Origin of the sequence: Pedobacter sp. MC2016-24, assembly GCF_015223055.1 — a bacterium.
Taxonomy (GTDB): Bacteria; Bacteroidota; Bacteroidia; order Sphingobacteriales; family Sphingobacteriaceae; genus Pedobacter.
Window position 1 is genome coordinate 57184 of sequence record NZ_JADFBX010000017.1, and the last position, 17888, is coordinate 75071.

Genomic DNA, 17888 nt, shown 5'->3' on the forward strand with positions numbered 1-17888 from the left:
TAGCACGGCCATTTTGGCAACACATCGCGTATTGCTAACAAGAGGATGTTGAAAACCAGGGCGCTAAACCCGGTACAATGCCCGATGCAGACTTTGAATTTGCTGCTAAAAAGGATGCGGTTAATCGCTTTATTTGCGCTATTTTTGCGTTTTATATATTTATTGAAATGGAAAACCACAGAAGGTCTGCCAGACCTAAAGAAAATAATGAGTTTATATTTGGTATACGTGCTGTTATCGAGGCGATTAAAGCTGGTAAGGATATTGAAAGTATTTACATTCAACGTGGCTTAACCGGTGAGATTATACTGGAATTGAAAGCTTTACTGAAAGATGTGGATGCCCCGGTTCATCATGTTCCGGTAGAGAAATTGAACCGGATGACCCAAAAAAATCATCAGGGTGTAATTGCAGTTATTTCTGCCATCACTTTCCAAAAAATAGAAGACATCATTCCTTTGGTTTATGAAAAAGGAGAGACGCCATTGGTGTTGATCCTGGACGGGATTACCGACGTTAGAAATATGGGGGCTATTGCAAGGACAGCTGCTTGTGCCGGCGTTCATGCGATTATTGTGCCGACAAAGAATTCCGCTCAGATCAATGCGGATGCCATTAAAACCTCAGCAGGTGCTTTATTTAGTATACCGGTTTGCAGGCACCATAATTTGCACAAAGTTGCTTTGTATTTACAGGAGTGCGGTTTGCAAATTGTAGCTTGTACAGAGAAAACTGAGGACTTGATTTATGCGCCGGATTATACAGCGCCGACAGCAATTGTCATGGGGGCGGAAGATGAAGGAATTTCTAATGACATTATGAGAATGGCCAATCACCTGGCAAAAATACCAATGATTGGAGAAATCAGTTCCCTGAACGTGTCCGTTTCAGCTGGTATCATTCTTTACGAAGCAATCAGACAGCGACAATAGTCGCCGCTGATTGTTGCTTATTTTAATTGTCTTCAAATAAATATCCGCTGTACGCCAGTCCTTTAGCAACACTGATAAAGTTGTCGCCGGCATGTATCGGAACATTTGGAAATTTAGTTTCAAACATGGTTTTTACCGCAGATACCATAGAGGTTCCACCGGTTAAAAACAAACTGTCGATTTCTTCGATATTGATTTTATTGGCCGATAAAAAGGTATCCAGGTAGACGCTGATTTTATTCATGTCTTTTTGGATCAGTTCATTGTATTGTGCTATGGATATGTTTTCATCAATGTCAATCTCCATTTTTGAATAGTAAAAGCGGGTGGTTTCTTGTTTAGATAACTCAATTTTTGCTTTCTCTATGGATTGAAAAACCGAGTAGCCAAGGTTGTGATCGGTCAGCGTAATCAGATTTTTAAACAATCGATCCTGTTTGGCATAATGGTAATAGGTTTGCAGGTCATTTTTAACTTTTTGTCCGTTAAAAAAGTTCATCTGTTCCCAAGAACAAATGTTCGCAAATAAAGACACGGGAACTTTAAGCATTTTTCCCGGTGCCGCCTCATACATCGTATTTTTTCCAAAATATGGAGTGCCCTTGTCCCACATAAATGCAGAATCGAAGCTATCACCGCCAATGTAAATACCGCCTGTTGCCAGGATATCTTTTCGGCGGTCTTTGCTGCCAATTTTAGCAGGATCCAGTTCCAGATACGTAAAATCGGTTGTACCACCCCCTAAGTCGGCTACCAGCACGCGCTCTTTCTTAGCAATGGTTTTTTCATAGGCGAATGCCGCACCGATTGGCTCAAATTGAAAGCGGACTTCTGTAAAACCCGCATCTTCAGCTGCCTTGTTTAAGCGTTTTTGAGCTAAAGCATCTTTAGTCGCATTGTCATCATCAAAAAACACAGGTCGGCCGATAACTGCCTTTCTACAGTCTACACCGGTAATCTGATCGGCTTTCATTTTAAGTTCTTTTAAAATTAAGGTGACCAGGTCTGAGGCATTGTATCTTTTGTTGTGTATCCGAGTCTCTATAAAACTGCTCCGCGGTAAAATGCGTTTTATCGATTTCATGAAACGTCCTTTCATACCATCGCTGATATAGGCATCAATGGCATCATTTCCAACTACATATTTTAAAGGTTCTGTAGTACTTTGTTCAATTTGAAAATATAGAATAGAGGGAACAATAACAGTATCTATGATTTCTTTTTTCTCTTCATCATAGATGGATAGGGCAGAATTGGTTGTTCCAAAGTCAATTCCATATAAAAACTTACTCATTTAACGGGCAGTATTGAAAGGTTATAAAAAAACACATCCGGACCAGGTTTTTACCCGGTTCGGATGTGCGTAATCGTGTGTGATAAAATTAAATGAATTTAGTTCCGAATTTGGCTTTTACATCGGCCACAATTTGTTTAATGCTTTGTTCTTCTGTTCTAGGACAAATGAGCAGGGTATTGTTCGATTCCACCACGATGTAATCATGTAAACCTTGCAGGATGACCAGTTTATCGTGCGGAACATTAACCATGCAATTCGACGAATCAAACATCATCACCTGCTTAGCTGGTATAACCGCGTTCCCAACGTAATCGTGTTCTGCAATGTCGTAAATGGAAGCCCAGGTTCCTAAATCAGACCAACCGAAATCGGCAGGAAGCACATAAACGTTATCCGCCTTTTCCATAATGCCAAAGTCAATCGAGATATTGGTACACTGCTGGTAAGCATTGCCAATAAATTCGGTCTCAGCATTGGTATTAAAGATTGCGCTGCCCTGAGAAAAGATCTCATGCATTTCCGGCAGGTGTTTGGAGAAAGCTTTATTGATGGATTCGGCCGACCAGATAAAGATTCCGGCATTCCATAAGAAGTCGCCGCTTTGCAGGAAAGATTTGGCAAGATCAAGGTTTGGTTTCTCCGTGAATATCTTCACTTTATGGATCTGATCGTCTGTTTCTAAAGTATTGTCTACATATTGAATATATCCGTAACCGGTGTCAGGGCGGCTTGGCTTGATACCCAGCGTGATTAAGCAGTCATTTTCTGAAGCTGCTTTCAGCGATTGCTCGATAGCGGCAACAAAGGCGTCTTGATTGGTGATGGTATGATCGGATGGCGCAACTACAATGGTTGCATTTGGATTAAGATTGGCAATTTTCATCGACCCGTAAGAAATACATGGGGCTGTATTGCGCATAATAGGTTCAGCAAGAATCTGGTTATCGGCCAGCTCAGGCAATTGCTCCTTGATGATGTCGATGTAAATTTCATTGGTCACCACAAAAATATTCTCCGGTGGGCATATTTTTAGAAAACGGTCGTAAGTGCTTTGAATCAAAGTTTTTCCTACACCAAAGAAATCGATAAACTGTTTAGGAAATTCTGTTCTGCTCACTGGCCAGAAGCGGCTGCCGACACCGCCGGCCATGATTAATGCGTAATTGTTTTTGTTCATGTTGTTTAGAAAGCGGTTATATAATACCTTCCTGAAGAAGGTCATGTAAATGAATGATACCGAAATAGGTACCATTGTCTGTGACTAGTAATTGCGTAATGTTATTTTCCTTAATGATTTCAAGTGCGTGCAAAGCAAGTACATCTTTTTCAATCAGCTTGGGCTTGGTATTCATCAGATCTCGCGCTTTAATATTGGTTAAATCGGAATGTTTTTCCAGCATTCTCCTGATGTCCCCATCGGTCACAATGCCTTGAATCAAATCATCCTCAATAACAACAACAGCGCCCAAACGGTTTTTACTAATTTCGATAATCACATCTTTTACGGCAGCATCGGGATGTATGCTTGGCTTTTCGTTTTTAATTGCCAGATCGGAACTTTTCAGGTAGAGCCTTTTACCTAAAGCTCCTCCGGGATGGTAGCGGGCAAAATCCTGCTCGTTAAAATTACGGGCATTCAGCAGGCAGATCGCCAGGGCATCACCCATGGCAAGTTGCGCTGTTGTACTTGTGGTTGGGGCAAGGTTATGCGGACAAGCCTCTTTTTCTACTGAAGTGTTTAAAATGAAATCGGCCTGTAAGGCTAAATCTGAATCCAATCGGCCAACCATGCCAATCATGAGGTTTCCGGATTGTTTCAATAGGGGTGCCAGTACTTTAATTTCCGGGGTGTTTCCACTCTTGGAAATGCAGATGACAATGTCATCTTTCTGTATCATTCCCAGGTCGCCATGCACCGCATCAGCGGCATGCATAAATATAGATGGCGTACCGGTTGAGTTGAAAGTTGCAACAATTTTTTGAGCGATAATTGCGCTTTTTCCAATTCCGGTGACAATAACTCTTCCTTTACTCTCGATAATTAAGGTGATGATGTCTACAAAATCATCGTTTATATTTTTAATTAAGCCTAAAATAGCCTGCGATTCGAGCTGTAACGTGCTCACTGCGTCCTCGATAATAGATTTTTTACTTTTCAAACAGAATTAATTAGTATATTGATGCTTTGAATTAGTGCAAAATTATGTTATTTTGAAGTAAATATAGCACTGAATATTTTATACACGAAATGGATGTGAAAAAGTCGTTGTTTGACAACTTACAAACCTTTTTTGGTTTTGACAATTTTAAGGGTGATCAGGAATCGATTATAACCAATGTTCTGGAAAAAAAGAACACGTTTGTAATTATGCCTACCGGTGGTGGAAAATCCATATGTTACCAATTGCCCGCATTGATGAATGAGGGTACCGCAATCGTTATTTCTCCGTTAATCGCGCTGATGAAAAATCAGGTCGATCAGCTGAGGGCTTTTGGCGGTAGCGATAGTATCGCACATTTTTTAAACTCGTCTTTAAATAAGACGGAGATCACGCAGGTGAAGAGCGATTTGTTGAGCGGACAAACCAAGTTATTGTATGTTGCGCCTGAATCACTTTCCAAACAGGACAATATCGATTTTCTAAAATTGATCAAGATTTCTTTTGTTGCGGTTGATGAAGCGCATTGTATCTCTGAATGGGGACATGACTTCCGGCCGGAATACCGTAAGATCAGACAGGTCATTACTGGTCTTGGTGAGGGTATTCCAATTATTGCTTTAACCGCAACCGCTACACCTAAAGTGCAGCAGGACATCATCAAAAACCTCCAGATGTCTGACGCCACCTTGTTTAAGTCTTCATTTAACAGGCCAAACCTGTTTTATGAAATCAGACCTAAGCGTGATGTACTGAAAGAAATCATCCGATACATTAAATACAATACTGGTAAGTCAGGAATCATTTATTGCTTAAGCCGTAAAAAGGTAGAGGAAGTAGCTGAATCTTTGAACCTGAACGGTATAAAAGCATTGCCATATCACGCTGGCCTGGAACCAAAAGTACGGGCTGACACACAAGATAAGTTCCTGATGGAAGATGTAGAAGTGATTGTGGCTACTATTGCTTTCGGAATGGGAATCGACAAACCGGATGTACGTTTCGTCATCCACCACGACATTCCGAAAAGTATGGAAGGCTATTATCAGGAAACCGGACGTGCCGGAAGAGATGGTGGTGAAGGAGTTTGTATTGCATTTTATGCGCAAAAAGACGTAGATAAGCTGGCTAAATTCATGAAGGACAAGCCAGTTTCTGAACGCGAGATTGGCACCCAGATTTTAAAAGAAGTAATTGATTATGCAGAATCTGGCGTATGCCGGAGGAAACAGATCTTACACTATTTTGGTGAGAACTTCAATGAAACGGGATGTAACTGCATGTGCGACAATTGCAAAAAGCCTAAAAAACATTTTGAAGCTGAGGAATCGCTGCTGGTGCTGTTAAAATTGATTAAAAACATTGGTGAGAAGTTTGACGATACCCACATCATCAATGTGGTTATGGGACTGGAAACTGCGCAAACAATCGCTTATGAGCATAGTAAGCTGGCTGAATTTGGTATTGGGGCAGTTGAAGGTGAAAATTACTGGAAATCCCTGGTCAGACAAGCCGTATTGAATAATTTCCTTTCTAAGGATATAGACAATTATGGTTTACTCAGACTGACAAATTCTGGCCGCGATTTCATCGAAAATCCATATGGCCTGAAGTTTATTCTGAACGAACCGATAGAAAACGCAGCGGATGATGATGAAGATGATGTAAAACACGGCTCCGGTACATTGGATACACAGTTATTACAATTGTTAAAAGACCTGCGTAAGAAAATAGCCAAGCAAAAAAATGTTCCGCCATTTGTGGTGTTTCAAGATCCTTCACTGGAAGAAATGTGTACGCATTATCCGATTGCCATGGATGAATTGAAACAGATCTCCGGCGTTGGTAATGGAAAAGCATTGAAATTTGGTGCACCGTTCTTAGAATTGATCAAAAAGTACGTCGAAGACAATGATGTGGAACGTCCGATCGATCTGATCATCAAAACACAGGCAAATAAGTCACAGTTAAAGGTTTCCATCATTCAAAATATTGATCGTAAGATTGGTCTGGAAGATATTGCCCGTTCAAAAGGGATTACCTACGACGATATACTTAAAGAAATTGAAGCCATTGTAAATTCGGGTACGAAGCTCAATTTAAGTTATTTTGTGGACGAGGTGATTGACGAAGACCGCCAGGATGAAGTATTCGATTACTTCCAGTCTGCAGAAAATGACTCAATAGATGAAGCGCTTAGGGAATTGGGCGAAACAGATTATTCAAGAGAAGAGATTCAATTGATGCGTATTAAATTTATGTCTGAATTAGGCAATTAACAGAAAATCAAGAATGATTAATTTACATCTGGAACAACTTAAACACCAGCAGTCGGGCAATTTCTTTTTAATGGCCGGACCTTGCGCCATTGAAGGCGAGGAAATCGCACTTAGAATAGCCGAAAAAATAGTTAAAATCACTGATAAATTAGAAATACCTTATATTTTTAAAGGCTCTTACCGTAAAGCAAATCGCTCAAAAGGTAGTTCCTTCACTGGAATCGGAGATGAGAAGGCTTTAAAAATACTGGAAAAAGTAGGTAAGGAGTTTGGCGTGCCAACCGTGACTGATATTCACGAAAGTGCTGAAGCTGCCATGGCTGCAGCTTATGTAGATGTTTTGCAGATACCGGCATTTTTATGCAGACAAACAGATTTGCTCATCGCTGCGGCAAAAACAAATAAAGTTGTAAACGTTAAAAAAGGACAATTTTTATCCGCGGGTTCCATGAAGTTTGCGGTAGAGAAAATTATAGAATCGGGCAACAATAAAGTGGTGTTGACAGACCGGGGAAATACTTTTGGTTACCAGGACCTGATCGTAGATTACAGGGGTTTACCTGAAATGCAAAGTTTTGGTGTTCCTGTAGTAATGGATTGTACACATTCACTGCAACAGCCAAATCAGAACTCCGGAGTTACAGGAGGGAAGCCTGAATTGATAGAAACCATCGCTAAGGCAGCTATTGCCGTTGGCGCTGATGGACTATTTATTGAAACGCATCCTGATCCTGCAAATGCAAAATCTGATGGTGCGAATATGTTGCATCTGGATTTGCTGGAAGACTTACTCGTTAAATTGATTAGAATAAGAAAAGCGGTTATTTAACCGCTTTTCTTATTTAAAGACTGGTCACTAGGAAAGAAGTTCTCCGATTCAGTTTTCTGTGTTCTTCGGTATCGTTTGCCGTAACAGGCTGTGTTTGCCCATAACCTTTATAACTGAGTCTTTCGGTAGCAATACCATTTGAAATTAAACGGTCGTAAACTGCTTTGGCCCGATCAATAGAAAGCTTTTGATTCGTAGTATTTGAACCCGTATTGTCGGTATGACCTTGAATTTCAATATGAATATTTTTATTGCTGTTTAGTAAGTTCGTTAATGTTTCAATTTCCGATAAAGAACTTGGCAACAAGGTGTATTCATTGGTATTGAAAAATATGTTTTTCATGATCACCTGTTGTCCCAATACCAGCTTTTCAAGCGCAATCTCAATTTGAAAAGGTGCAGCAGTTCCTGCCTGATTCAGTTCATAATGCTCCGAATAGAAAGCGTAACCCGCTGCACTGGCATTAAAAGCATAGTCACTGCCAACCGGCATCACAGCTAAAAACTCACCATTTTCCCTGGCAGTATAATCCTTAAATACGTTTTGACCAGATTTTAAATCCAGCACTTGTACCTGTGCTTCTAAAAAAGCCCCTGTTTTTTTGTCTTTTACAATGCCTTTTACATAGGTTACCGATTGCGGACGGCTGGTTTCAGGCATATTGAATTCGTAAATATCCATGTCTCCATAACCGCCGTTTAAATTGGATGAAAATATACCTTTTTTTCCATCTGTGGTTACAATCAAACCCGTTTCCTCATTGAAAGTATTGATGGGATAACCTAGATTTTGAGGCTTAGTCCATTTACCATGTTGGTCCATGCGACTCATGAAGATATCTTTATTGCCCAGGCCGGGCCAACCGTCAGAAGAAAAGTAAAGGGTTTTTCCATCGGGATGAATAAAAGGCGTATTTTCATCATACGCCGTATTAATTTCCGGTCCCAGGTTTTCCGGTTCGGTCCAGTAACCATCATCTTTCAAATGACTTTTCCATAGATCGTAGCCACCGATGCCCCCTGGACGGTTACTGACAAAATATAAGGTGGTACCATCCGGACTGATGGCAGGTTGGGAATCCCAGTATATGGAATTGACTGGAGCACCCAGATTAAATGGTTCGGACCAGTCCTTACCATCCTGGTGGCTCACATAAATATCGCATCTGCCCAGGCCATCGGGACGGTTACAGCCTGTAAAGAACAAATACTTTCCATCCGGTGACAGAGATTGCGCACCTTCATTGTAATTTGATGTGTTGATTTTAGCGCTTAGCGGAACAGGAATAGTCCATTCCCCTTTATCTTTTTTCGAAATGAAAAAATCTTCATTTCCATCCAGGTTTCTGCTAAAAATTAGTTGTTCCTGATCGGCGGTAATGGATGGGAAATAATCCCTGTAATTGGAATTGATTTTAGGACCCATGTTTTGAGGCTCATATTTTACCGGGGATTTGATGGCTTCGATTGAAAATTCACAGTCCCTGAGGTACTTTTTTGCCCGGTTGAGGAAGTCAGCATCTTTGCCTTTATATTCTGAAATGAAAAGGCTGATGTGTTTCCGTGCATTGACATAATCCCCTGTATAAATCTCAGACTCGGCAAAACCATAATAGCTGCGCGGATCAATTGTTCCTCCCAGGGCTATCGCTTTTGCATAATTGGATTTAGCCAGTTCAAATGCTTTGGTTCTTCTTTGCAGGTCAGCGAGTTGTATATAGGCGAATTGAAAATTTGGATCCTGTTTCACCGCTTCATTCAGACTGGCAATGGCCAGATCATAATGGTCTGATTTGAGTTGAAGCTGTGCTTGATCAAAATGAACCTGGGCCTTTTTTACAGTAGAACTTTGTGCGTATACGCCATTAATTATGACACATAATAACAGTAAGACCAATGTGTTCTTCATCAATGCTGCTTTTAAGGTTGGCTTAAATGTAGCAAAAAAAGAAAGCTTAAACCTAAGGTATATTCAAAAACTTATGCGTTTGCAAAGAAATCTCCCATTTTGGATTGGCCATCACATAGTCAATAATGAGGGGGGTAATTTCTTTAGACTTTGACCACTCCGGCTGCAGATAAAGCTTGCAGGTTTCAGAAACGGTCTCTGCATATTTCTCAGCCCATTCAAAGTCACTTTTATTAAAAACAATCACTTTCAGCTCATTGGCGAAAGGAGTGATGTCCGGGCGCGGTGCTTTGAATTTTTTCGGGGACAAACAAATCCAATCCCATTTTCCTGAAAGTGGGTAAGCACCAGAGGTTTCAATAAAGGTCAGTATACCTTTGTCCTGCAATTTTTGTGTTAAATAATCCAGGTTATAGATCAGGGGCTCACCGCCTGTGATGACCACAGCCTTTCCGGGGAAAGTATCTGCTTTGTCCGCGATATCATCCGATAAAGTCAGCGGATGCAGTTCAGCGTCCCAGCTTTCTTTAACATCGCACCAATGACAGCCCACATCGCAACCACCCAAACGAATGAAGTATGCCGCTTTTCCTGTATTGAATCCTTCGCCTTGTATGGTGTAAAATTCTTCCATTAAAGGAAGTAATGTGCCGTCTGCTGGTATTTGATGTGCCATATTATGAGGCGCAAAGGTAAATAAATATCTGCTTAAAATCAGATTATATGTATCTTAAGGCCGAGATATGACTGATAAATGAATAATTTAATATGGCATAAGTTGGATGTCAACATTCCCGAGGGTGATTTCATACAGCAAGTTAGCATTAATGGAAAGAAACTTTGTTTGCTCAGGCACCAGGCAGAAATTTTTGCCGTTCAAAACACTTGTCCGCATGCAGGCGGGATATTGAGCGGGGGAACCTGTAGAAATGGATACTTGATCTGCCCGATCCATCGCTGGGAGTACAACTTAAAAACAGGGAGAGGAGCAGAGGGACAAGGCGATTATATCGACACTTATCCCCTGGATGTCAGACCCGATGGGCTATATATTGGATTTAAAGAGCGCTGGTTAAAGCGCTTATTTAAAAGATAAATCCGAATTAACCGTAAATCTCTTTTTTGGCGGAAGCCAATGTGTTTTTGAGCAAGCCAACAATGGTCATTAAACCAACGCCTCCGGGTACGGGTGTAATCCAGGAAGCTTTAGGGGCAACATTTTCAAAATCAACATCACCATATAATTTATAACCCGATTTGGTCTCGGTTGAAGTTTCTCTGTTGATGCCTACGTCAATGATGATGGCACCAGGTTTAACCATGTCAGCAGTGACAAAGTTCTTTTTGCCAATAGCAGCAACAATGATATCACCTTGTAACACCATCTCTTTAAGATTGGCCGTTCTGCTGTGGGTCAGCGTTACCGTGCAGTTACCTGGATTGGCATTCCGGGCCATTAAAATGCTCATCGGACTTCCTACAATATTACTTCTGCCAACAACTACACAATGTTTTCCTACCGTATCAATTTGATAAGCCTGTAACATCAGCAGGATACCATAAGGCGTTGCCGGAATAAAGCACGGCAGGTTGCGCATCATTCTACCGAGGTTAACCGGATGGAAGCCATCTACATCTTTACGGTAATCAATAGTTTCTGTTACTTTCTCCGGATCGATATGTTTAGGTAGGGGCAGCTGTACAATAAGTCCGTCTACGCCCTGGTCCTGATTAATTTCTTCAATCTTTTGCAGTAACTCTGCCTCTGTAACCGTTTCATCATAACGAATTAATGAAGATTGAAAACCTACTTTCTCGCAGTTTTTCATTTTGCTGGCTACATAAGTTTCGCTACCGCCATCATTACCCACTAAAATTGCAATTAAATGTGGCTTTCTTCCACTATCTGCTAAAAAAGCGGCTGCTTCTGCTGCTATTTCCTGTTTTATTTTTTCTGATGCGAATTTTCCGTCAAGTAATTGCATGTAATGATCTTCTTGTTTTGGTTAAAAATTTAGGTGAAATTGAAAGCCGATGCTTAATCCAGTTTAAGTACAGCCATAAATGCGGTTTGCGGTATTTCTACGTTTCCAACCTGGCGCATACGTTTCTTTCCTTGTTTTTGTTTTTCAAGCAATTTACGTTTACGTGAAATATCACCACCGTAACATTTGGCCGTAACATCTTTACGTAAAGCACTCAGCGTTTCACGGGCAATAACTTTTGCACCAATAGAGGCCTGTATTTTAATCTCAAATTGCTGACGCGGAATGAGCTCTCTTAATTTCTCACAGATTTTCTTTCCAAAGTCATAAGCATTGCTGCGGTGGATCAATGAAGACAAAGCATCTACAGGTTCTTCGTTTAACAACATGTCAAGTCTAACCAGGTCTGATTTACGATAACCAACCTGATGATAATCAAATGAAGCATAACCTTTAGAGATCGTTTTGAGTTTATCGTAAAAATCAAAAACAATTTCTCCCATAGGCATTTCAAAAACAAGCTCTACGCGATCTGAAGTCAGGTACGATTGGTTCACAATGATTCCTCTTTTTTGGATACAAAGTGACATGACAGGCCCAACAAATTCTGCCTTGGTAATGATGTTCGCTTTGATATAAGGCTCTTCTACCGAATCCAGTTTACTTGGGTCAGGCAAATCAGATGGATTGTTGACAATCACTTCAACGCCCCTTGTTGTGCGTGCAATATAAGATACGTTGGGAACAGTGGTGATCACGGTCATGTTGAATTCGCGCTCCAGACGTTCCTGGATGATCTCCATGTGCAACATACCCAGGAATCCGCAACGGAAACCAAAGCCTAAAGCTGCAGAACTTTCAGGTTCAAAAACAATAGAGGCATCGTTCAGTTGCAATTTGTGCATGGCCTCTCGTAATTCCTCAAATTCATCCGTATCTACCGGATATATTCCTGCAAAAACCATTGGTTTTACTTCTTCAAAACCCTGGATAGAATCCAATGAAGGTCTGTCAACAGTAGTAATCGTATCACCAACTTTTACTTCACGGGCCTCTTTAATACCAGAAATGATATAACCCACATCACCGGTTTTCACAATCGGTCGGGGTGCCATATCCAGTTTCAGAATTCCCACCTCATCAGCTAGATATTGTTTACCTGTATTGATGAATTTTACTTTATCACCTTTTTTAATCTCTCCGTTTACAACTTTATAATAAGCGATAATACCTCTGAATGGATTAAAAACAGAATCAAAGATTAAAGCCTGCAATGGTGCATCCGGATTCCCAACCGGAGCTGGAACGCGGTCTACAATAGCCTGAATGATCTCTGGAATACCCAATCCGGTTTTACCCGAAGCAGGAATGATGTCTTCACGTTTACAACCAATTAAATCAATAATCTGGTCTTTTACCTCTTCAGGCATAGCGCCCGGTAGATCCATTTTATTTAAAATGGGGATAATCTCCAGGTCGTGCTCTAAAGCCAGGTACAGGTTAGAAATGGTTTGTGCCTGAATTCCTTGCGAGGCATCCACAATCAGTAGCGCACCTTCACAAGCGGCAATGGAGCGGGATACTTCGTAAGAAAAATCTACGTGTCCCGGTGTATCGATCAGGTTGAAATTGTATTCTATATCACCAACCTTATAATTCATTTGTATGGCGTGACTTTTTATGGTTATCCCACGTTCACGCTCCAAATCCATATTGTCCAGTAGCTGAGCCTGAGACTCGCGCTGGCTAATGGTTTTTGTGTATTCTAATAAACGGTCAGCTAAAGTGCTTTTACCGTGATCAATATGTGCAATTATGCAAAAATTACGTATGTGCTTCATCAGTGGCGCAAATATAGGATTTTGACTCGATTATTTTGTCGTAATTTTTCTAATTCAAATTTGCACCTCTTTTATAAACCTAAACCAGTTAAGTTCTTGTTTTATAAAATGTTAAAATTATCAGCGTCTTTCAGAAAGGGAAAGGCAGTCCTGGTTTTGACAAGTTCTTCATATCCAATGCTGAAGGTGTACAGGTCTTCATCCTCGGGCTTATAATATACGGTTTTTCCCATTGGATCTATGCACATCGAATGTCCGCTATGGTATACCTCTTTTCCATCATGGCCAACACGATTTGCCGCAATTACGTAACTTTGGTTCTCAATGGCCCTCGCCGGAATTAAGGCTTTCCAATGTGCCGAGCGCTTATCGGGCCAGCTGGCAATGAGCAATAAGATGTCGTATTCCAGGTTTTGATTGCGCAACCATACCGGAAATCGAAGGTCATAACAAATGGCCAGCCTTATTTTCCATCCTTTAAGTTCCACAATCACCTTCTCCTCACCAGCTGTATACGTCTTATCTTCTTCTCCTAAGCCAAATAAATGCCGTTTATCGTAATAACTGAATGCTCCACTGGGTAACATCCAGATCAGGCGGTTATAATATTTTCCGTTTTCCCTGATGATGAGACTGCCGGTCACCACACAATCATAGTTGCTGGCCGTTTTAACCATCCATTGCATCGTTTTCCCGTTCATGTCTTCTGCAAGTTCAGCAGCATTCATGCTGAAACCGGTATTGAACATTTCCGGAAGGACAATTAAATCTGTTTTTTCTTTAACCCCTAAGGAAAGTCGGAGTGAAAGGTTTTGTAAGTTTTTATCTATATTTTCCCAGAACAGGTAAGCCTGGAAAATGGTCACTTTTAAATTATTGATATGATCTGAACTGGTCATGGTGTTGGTATGAATAGGGGTGAATTACAACTTCGTTAATCTTTCAACGGCTTTTTCCAGTGTTTCTTGTTTTTTAGCAAAACAAAAACGTAATACATGGTGGTCGTTATTTCTCATATAGAAGGCGGATACCGGGATGCTGGCCACTCCATACTCCTTGATTAGCTTAACAGCCATATCGGTGTCTTTTTCCTGATTAATGTGTTCATAACTAACGCATTGAAAATATGAGCCGTGACAAGGTAGCAATTTAAATTTTGTTTCTGCCATAAGTGTTCTGAACAGATCTCTTTTTTGCTGGAAAAAAGAGGACAGGTGTTGATAGGTCTCCGGATCTTTCAGGTATCTGGCAATGCCAATCTGCATCGGGGTATTGACGCTGAATACATTGTATTGATGTACCTTTCTAAATTCTTTCATCAGGTTTTCAGGTGCCAGGCAATAGCCCAGTTTCCATCCGGTGGTGTGCAGTAGCTTCCCGAAAGATGCAACGATGAAACTCCGTTCATATAATTCAGGGTACAAAGCAACGCTCTGGTGTTTATGACCATCAAAAATGATGTGTTCATACACCTCGTCGCTTAAAATCAGGACGTCGGTATTTTTAGTCAGTTTAATGAGTGCTTTGATGTCTTTTTCCGAGAGTATGCAGCCGGTAGGGTTTTGCGGACTATTTAAAATGATCATTTTGGTTTTCACTGTAAATAGCTTTTTGACCATTTCCCAGTCTATATCATAATTGGGAGGGGCAAGCTCGTAAGATTTGACCAGGCCACCGAGTAGCTTTACTGCAGGTGCATAGGAGTCGTATGCGGGTTCAAATATGATCACCTCGTCTCCGGGATGAATGCAAGCGCTTAGCGCAGTAAATATGGCTTGCGTACCACCGGCGGTCACAGTAACCTCCGATTCAGGATGATAATTTGCCCCATAAAGCAGGTTTACTTTTTCTGCAATAACCGATCTTAATTCTGCAAGTCCTGACATTGGTGCATATTGATTAAATCCTTTGCGCATCGCTTCCGAAACAAAGCCGATAAGTTTTTCATCGCATTCATAGTCAGGAAATCCCTGCGAAAGGTTAATGGCCTGGTGTTCCTCAGCAAGTTTTGACATCACTGTAAAAATGGTTGTGCCTGTATGTGGTAGTTTAGATTGTATAGCTATCATGTATCAACGAAAATAGAAATAATATTTTTATCAGCTTATTCAGATTTATTTAATAATTTCAACCTGCTATGAGTTTTAAAACTAAGGAGAGCCGTTTATTGCTTGTTTTAGGTGCATTTTTTGTTGCTAATGCCATTTTATCAGAGTTTATCGGTGTAAAAATTTTTACGGTAGAAGGTACGCTTGGCATCAGGCAATTTGACATCAGCCTTTTGGGTGTACCAAACCTGTCTTTTCACATGTCTGCCGGGGTGCTGACCTGGCCGTTTATCTTTATATTAACGGATATTATCAATGAATATTTTGGTGTGAAGCAGGTGCGCTACCTGTCGATACTCACTGCCATATTGATCGCCTACGCCTTTTTCATCGTTGGTGGTGCCATGATGCTCAAACCTTCAGATTTCTGGATAAATCAGGAGATTAACGGTCGAAATTTGAATATGAATGATGCTTTTGCAGGAATATTCGGACAGGGAATGTGGATTATTGTCGGATCGATCATCGCCTTTTTGGTTGGGCAAATGGCAGATGTGCTCATCTTTCACAAGATTAAAAAATTTACCGGTGAAAAGGCTTTATGGCTTAGGGCAACCGGATCTACCTTGATCTCACAATGTATAGATAGTTTTGTAGTCATTTTCATTGCCTTCTATTTAAATCCGCAATACCATTGGAGCTGGCAAATGGTTGCAGCCATCGGTCTGGTCAATTATACGTATAAATTTGTCGTTGCCATTTTGATGACGCCAATATTGTATCTCGTACATGGAATCATTGACGGTTATTTGGGCAAAGACCTGGCGCATCGTTTGATCAAAATGGCCGGAAAAGAGTAGGGGCCTGGTTAAAAGCCCCTATTGATGTATTTGTATGTTAGCTTTACAGCCTGTTTACTTCTAAAATTTTAAACTCCTGTATACCATCTGGCATTTCCCAGCTGATGCTATCACCGGTTCTATAGCCAAAAAGTGCGATGCCTATGGGTGCAAATACAGATACCTTTTGCACTTTAATATTGGCTTCATCCGGCATCACGAGTTTAAAGGTGAATTCTTTGCCTGTTTTGATATTGGCAATACGCGCTTCCGATTTTAAGCAAACCACATCTGAAGGCAATTCTTCTTCACTGTAAATGGTGGCCTCTTTTAGCTCTGTTTGTAGCTTTTCCTTGTTGTAAGCGCTCATGTTCGATTTCTCTAAATGTTCTTTTAAGAGTTTGAAATCACTCTTTGAGAGAGATAGTGTTTTTGTTTCCATGTTAAAATGAATTAAATAATAGATGATTTGAAAACGGAGTTTTCAAAAAAATGAAATGGTGAAAATATCAGAAGGTGTGGGGGCCCCTGAATCGGAAGAAGGTTTGAAAATGATTCGGGGCTTAGATAATAAAGTCTTTACTGCTGATTTGAAAAGTAAATCCTAATGGATAGTTTTCTCTGAAGAATCTTTTAAAAAGAGTACAGGCCTGCAATTGACTTTTATTATAAGTCAGCATTACCTTTTTATATATCCCTCTTTGTTCCATTATTGCTAATGTCGTAAGCTTTTTCTGGATTTCAAAGAGAAATTCTAATTTTTAATCCCGCATGATGTGATTTGACACCGCTCAGACCTATTTTGAAAAATTAAACTTTAATTCTCCGGTCGAATATGAAAGTCTCAGATTTTAAGAGTTTTATCGATTTGAAATCTACATGTAAGGGGTTGATCAGGTAATTGTACTCGGCATTGATGATGGCTGAAGGCACTTTAAGTACTGCAGATTTATTGTCATTGATCCAATCTGCGCCTATGGCCTGAGTTAGGGGCATGTTTTGAAATGCTGTCCACGATTCGGGAAGTTTTCGCGGGTCCAGATTGGTGATCCTGATGTCGTCTGGAATTTCAATGGTCATCACCTTAAAAGCTTGATTTAAACCAAGCTGGTTTCTGTGCACTACATTTTCCAAACAAGCCAGGGATCTGGAGCAAGCGGTATAAATTACGTCTGTTTCATTCGGATTCCAGCGTGCAGCCCTGCCCGAACAAACCAATGAATTCGCATATTTTGATAAAGCAATTCTAAATACAAGCATATCAGGCCAGATCTCCGTACTCGATTCTGATCAATTCTTCTTCTATTAAAGAAATACCTGTAATGGTATCCATCAGATCAAAAGGAGTTTGATTGCCCAACCCATAAGCAGGCGTGTTTAACCATTGGTGGAAAACTTTTGCAGAACCAAAAATAGAAATGCCTTTATCAAATAAAGAGAATGATTTTAAAAGCTTTTCACTCAATGCTGCATCCAGTTTAGAAGAACTAGAAACATAATTTTGTATGGTTTTTACATTCGTTTTAAAGGTATCCTGGAATTCTTCCTTGCTGAAACCCGACAGATTTAAAAAATCAAGGGCAGCTTTTGCCGCCAGACCATTTTTAGAATTGGTAAGCACACTAATTGCATTGCCGTATAAAGACTGATAGGGTGCTATCAATGCAGCTTCGGCAAGGACAGGAACTGCTGTTTTTGTTTTATATGGTTTTGGAGTAGTAGCCATGATGTGCTGTTTATATTTCATTGTAAATATAGGAAAAATTTCCA

17 protein-coding genes are annotated in these 17888 nt (G+C 40.5%); 5 read left to right on the forward strand and 12 right to left on the reverse strand.

The genetic code is table 11. The annotated features are described in order from the left end of the window. The first annotated feature begins 167 nt into the window (after positions 1 to 167). Positions 168 to 932 carry a 23S rRNA (guanosine(2251)-2'-O)-methyltransferase RlmB gene (gene rlmB / locus IM797_RS24650; RefSeq protein WP_194129943.1) on the forward strand — a complete coding sequence of 255 codons (765 nt, stop codon included), beginning with the start codon at positions 168 to 170 and terminating at the stop codon, positions 930 to 932. Positions 933 to 954: 22 nt separating this feature from the next. Here the strand turns inward: rlmB and IM797_RS24655 are convergent, their stop codons facing one another. From IM797_RS24655 to IM797_RS24665, 3 genes are all read right to left on the reverse strand, one after another. Then, on the reverse strand, positions 955 to 2226 hold the full coding sequence (locus tag IM797_RS24655) for an Hsp70 family protein (RefSeq protein ID WP_194129887.1): 1272 nt from the start codon (positions 2224 to 2226) through the stop codon (positions 955 to 957). A gap of 88 nt (positions 2227 to 2314) precedes the next feature. Next, positions 2315 to 3406, reverse strand: a complete 1092-nt coding sequence (locus IM797_RS24660; protein ID WP_194129888.1) for a mannose-1-phosphate guanylyltransferase — start codon at positions 3404 to 3406, stop codon at positions 2315 to 2317. Positions 3407 to 3422: 16 nt separating this feature from the next. Continuing rightward, positions 3423 to 4388, reverse strand: a complete 966-nt coding sequence (locus IM797_RS24665) for an SIS domain-containing protein (protein ID WP_194129889.1) — start codon at positions 4386 to 4388, stop codon at positions 3423 to 3425. An 89-nt stretch (positions 4389 to 4477) separates the two neighbouring features. Between IM797_RS24665 and recQ the strand changes: the two genes are divergently transcribed. Both recQ and kdsA read left to right on the forward strand, forming a co-directional pair. Continuing rightward, positions 4478 to 6667 carry a DNA helicase RecQ gene (gene recQ, locus IM797_RS24670; RefSeq protein ID WP_194129890.1) on the forward strand — a complete coding sequence of 730 codons (2190 nt, stop codon included), beginning with the start codon at positions 4478 to 4480 and terminating at the stop codon, positions 6665 to 6667. Positions 6668 to 6680: 13 nt separating this feature from the next. Next, a complete protein-coding gene (gene kdsA, locus IM797_RS24675; protein WP_194129891.1) occupies positions 6681 to 7496 on the forward strand; it encodes a 3-deoxy-8-phosphooctulonate synthase in 816 nt (271 codons plus the stop codon). A 13-nt stretch (positions 7497 to 7509) separates the two neighbouring features. On the opposite strand, the gene IM797_RS24680 is transcribed toward kdsA, so the two are convergent. Together IM797_RS24680 and IM797_RS24685 are read right to left on the reverse strand one after the other, a co-directional pair. Then, positions 7510 to 9405: an OmpA family protein gene (locus tag IM797_RS24680; RefSeq protein ID WP_194129892.1), complete on the reverse strand. Its 1896-nt coding sequence runs from the start codon at positions 9403 to 9405 to the stop codon at positions 7510 to 7512. 52 nt (positions 9406 to 9457) lie between these two features. Continuing rightward, complete coding sequence (locus IM797_RS24685) at positions 9458 to 10081, reverse strand: 7-carboxy-7-deazaguanine synthase QueE (RefSeq protein ID WP_194129893.1); 624 nt, start codon at positions 10079 to 10081, stop codon at positions 9458 to 9460. 78 nt (positions 10082 to 10159) lie between these two features. Here IM797_RS24685 and IM797_RS24690 point away from each other — a divergent pair, with 78 nt between their 5' ends. Beyond that, the gene (locus tag IM797_RS24690; RefSeq protein WP_194129894.1) at positions 10160 to 10501 is read left to right on the forward strand and encodes a Rieske (2Fe-2S) protein; all 342 of its coding nucleotides are present in this window, start codon (positions 10160 to 10162) and stop codon (positions 10499 to 10501) included. 7 nt (positions 10502 to 10508) lie between these two features. On the opposite strand, the gene IM797_RS24695 is transcribed toward IM797_RS24690, so the two are convergent. The 4 genes from IM797_RS24695 to IM797_RS24710 form a co-directional block, all read right to left on the reverse strand. Next, positions 10509 to 11390: a bifunctional 5,10-methylenetetrahydrofolate dehydrogenase/5,10-methenyltetrahydrofolate cyclohydrolase gene (locus tag IM797_RS24695; protein ID WP_194129895.1), complete on the reverse strand. Its 882-nt coding sequence runs from the start codon at positions 11388 to 11390 to the stop codon at positions 10509 to 10511. 53 nt (positions 11391 to 11443) lie between these two features. Continuing rightward, on the reverse strand, positions 11444 to 13231 hold the full coding sequence (lepA, locus tag IM797_RS24700; RefSeq protein WP_194129896.1) for a translation elongation factor 4: 1788 nt from the start codon (positions 13229 to 13231) through the stop codon (positions 11444 to 11446). A 101-nt stretch (positions 13232 to 13332) separates the two neighbouring features. After that, positions 13333 to 14130 (reverse strand): nitrilase family protein, encoded by a 798-nt coding sequence (locus IM797_RS24705; protein WP_194129897.1) that lies wholly within the window; start codon positions 14128 to 14130, stop codon positions 13333 to 13335. Between the two features lie 24 nt (positions 14131 to 14154). Then, positions 14155 to 15300 carry a methionine aminotransferase gene (locus IM797_RS24710; protein WP_194129898.1) on the reverse strand — a complete coding sequence of 382 codons (1146 nt, stop codon included), beginning with the start codon at positions 15298 to 15300 and terminating at the stop codon, positions 14155 to 14157. 68 nt (positions 15301 to 15368) lie between these two features. Between IM797_RS24710 and IM797_RS24715 the strand changes: the two genes are divergently transcribed. Further along, positions 15369 to 16139 carry a queuosine precursor transporter gene (locus IM797_RS24715; RefSeq protein ID WP_194129899.1) on the forward strand — a complete coding sequence of 257 codons (771 nt, stop codon included), beginning with the start codon at positions 15369 to 15371 and terminating at the stop codon, positions 16137 to 16139. Positions 16140 to 16182: 43 nt separating this feature from the next. Here IM797_RS24715 and IM797_RS24720 read toward each other — a convergent pair whose 3' ends face one another. From IM797_RS24720 to IM797_RS24730, 3 genes are all read right to left on the reverse strand, one after another. Then, positions 16183 to 16560, reverse strand: a complete 378-nt coding sequence (locus IM797_RS24720) for a GreA/GreB family elongation factor (protein WP_194129900.1) — start codon at positions 16558 to 16560, stop codon at positions 16183 to 16185. A 368-nt stretch (positions 16561 to 16928) separates the two neighbouring features. Continuing rightward, complete coding sequence (locus IM797_RS24725; RefSeq protein ID WP_194129901.1) at positions 16929 to 17378, reverse strand: RES family NAD+ phosphorylase; 450 nt, start codon at positions 17376 to 17378, stop codon at positions 16929 to 16931. Between the two features lies 1 nt (position 17379). Then, positions 17380 to 17865, reverse strand: a complete 486-nt coding sequence (locus tag IM797_RS24730) for an antitoxin Xre/MbcA/ParS toxin-binding domain-containing protein (RefSeq protein WP_228099106.1) — start codon at positions 17863 to 17865, stop codon at positions 17380 to 17382. Positions 17866 to 17888: the final 23 nt, after the last annotated feature.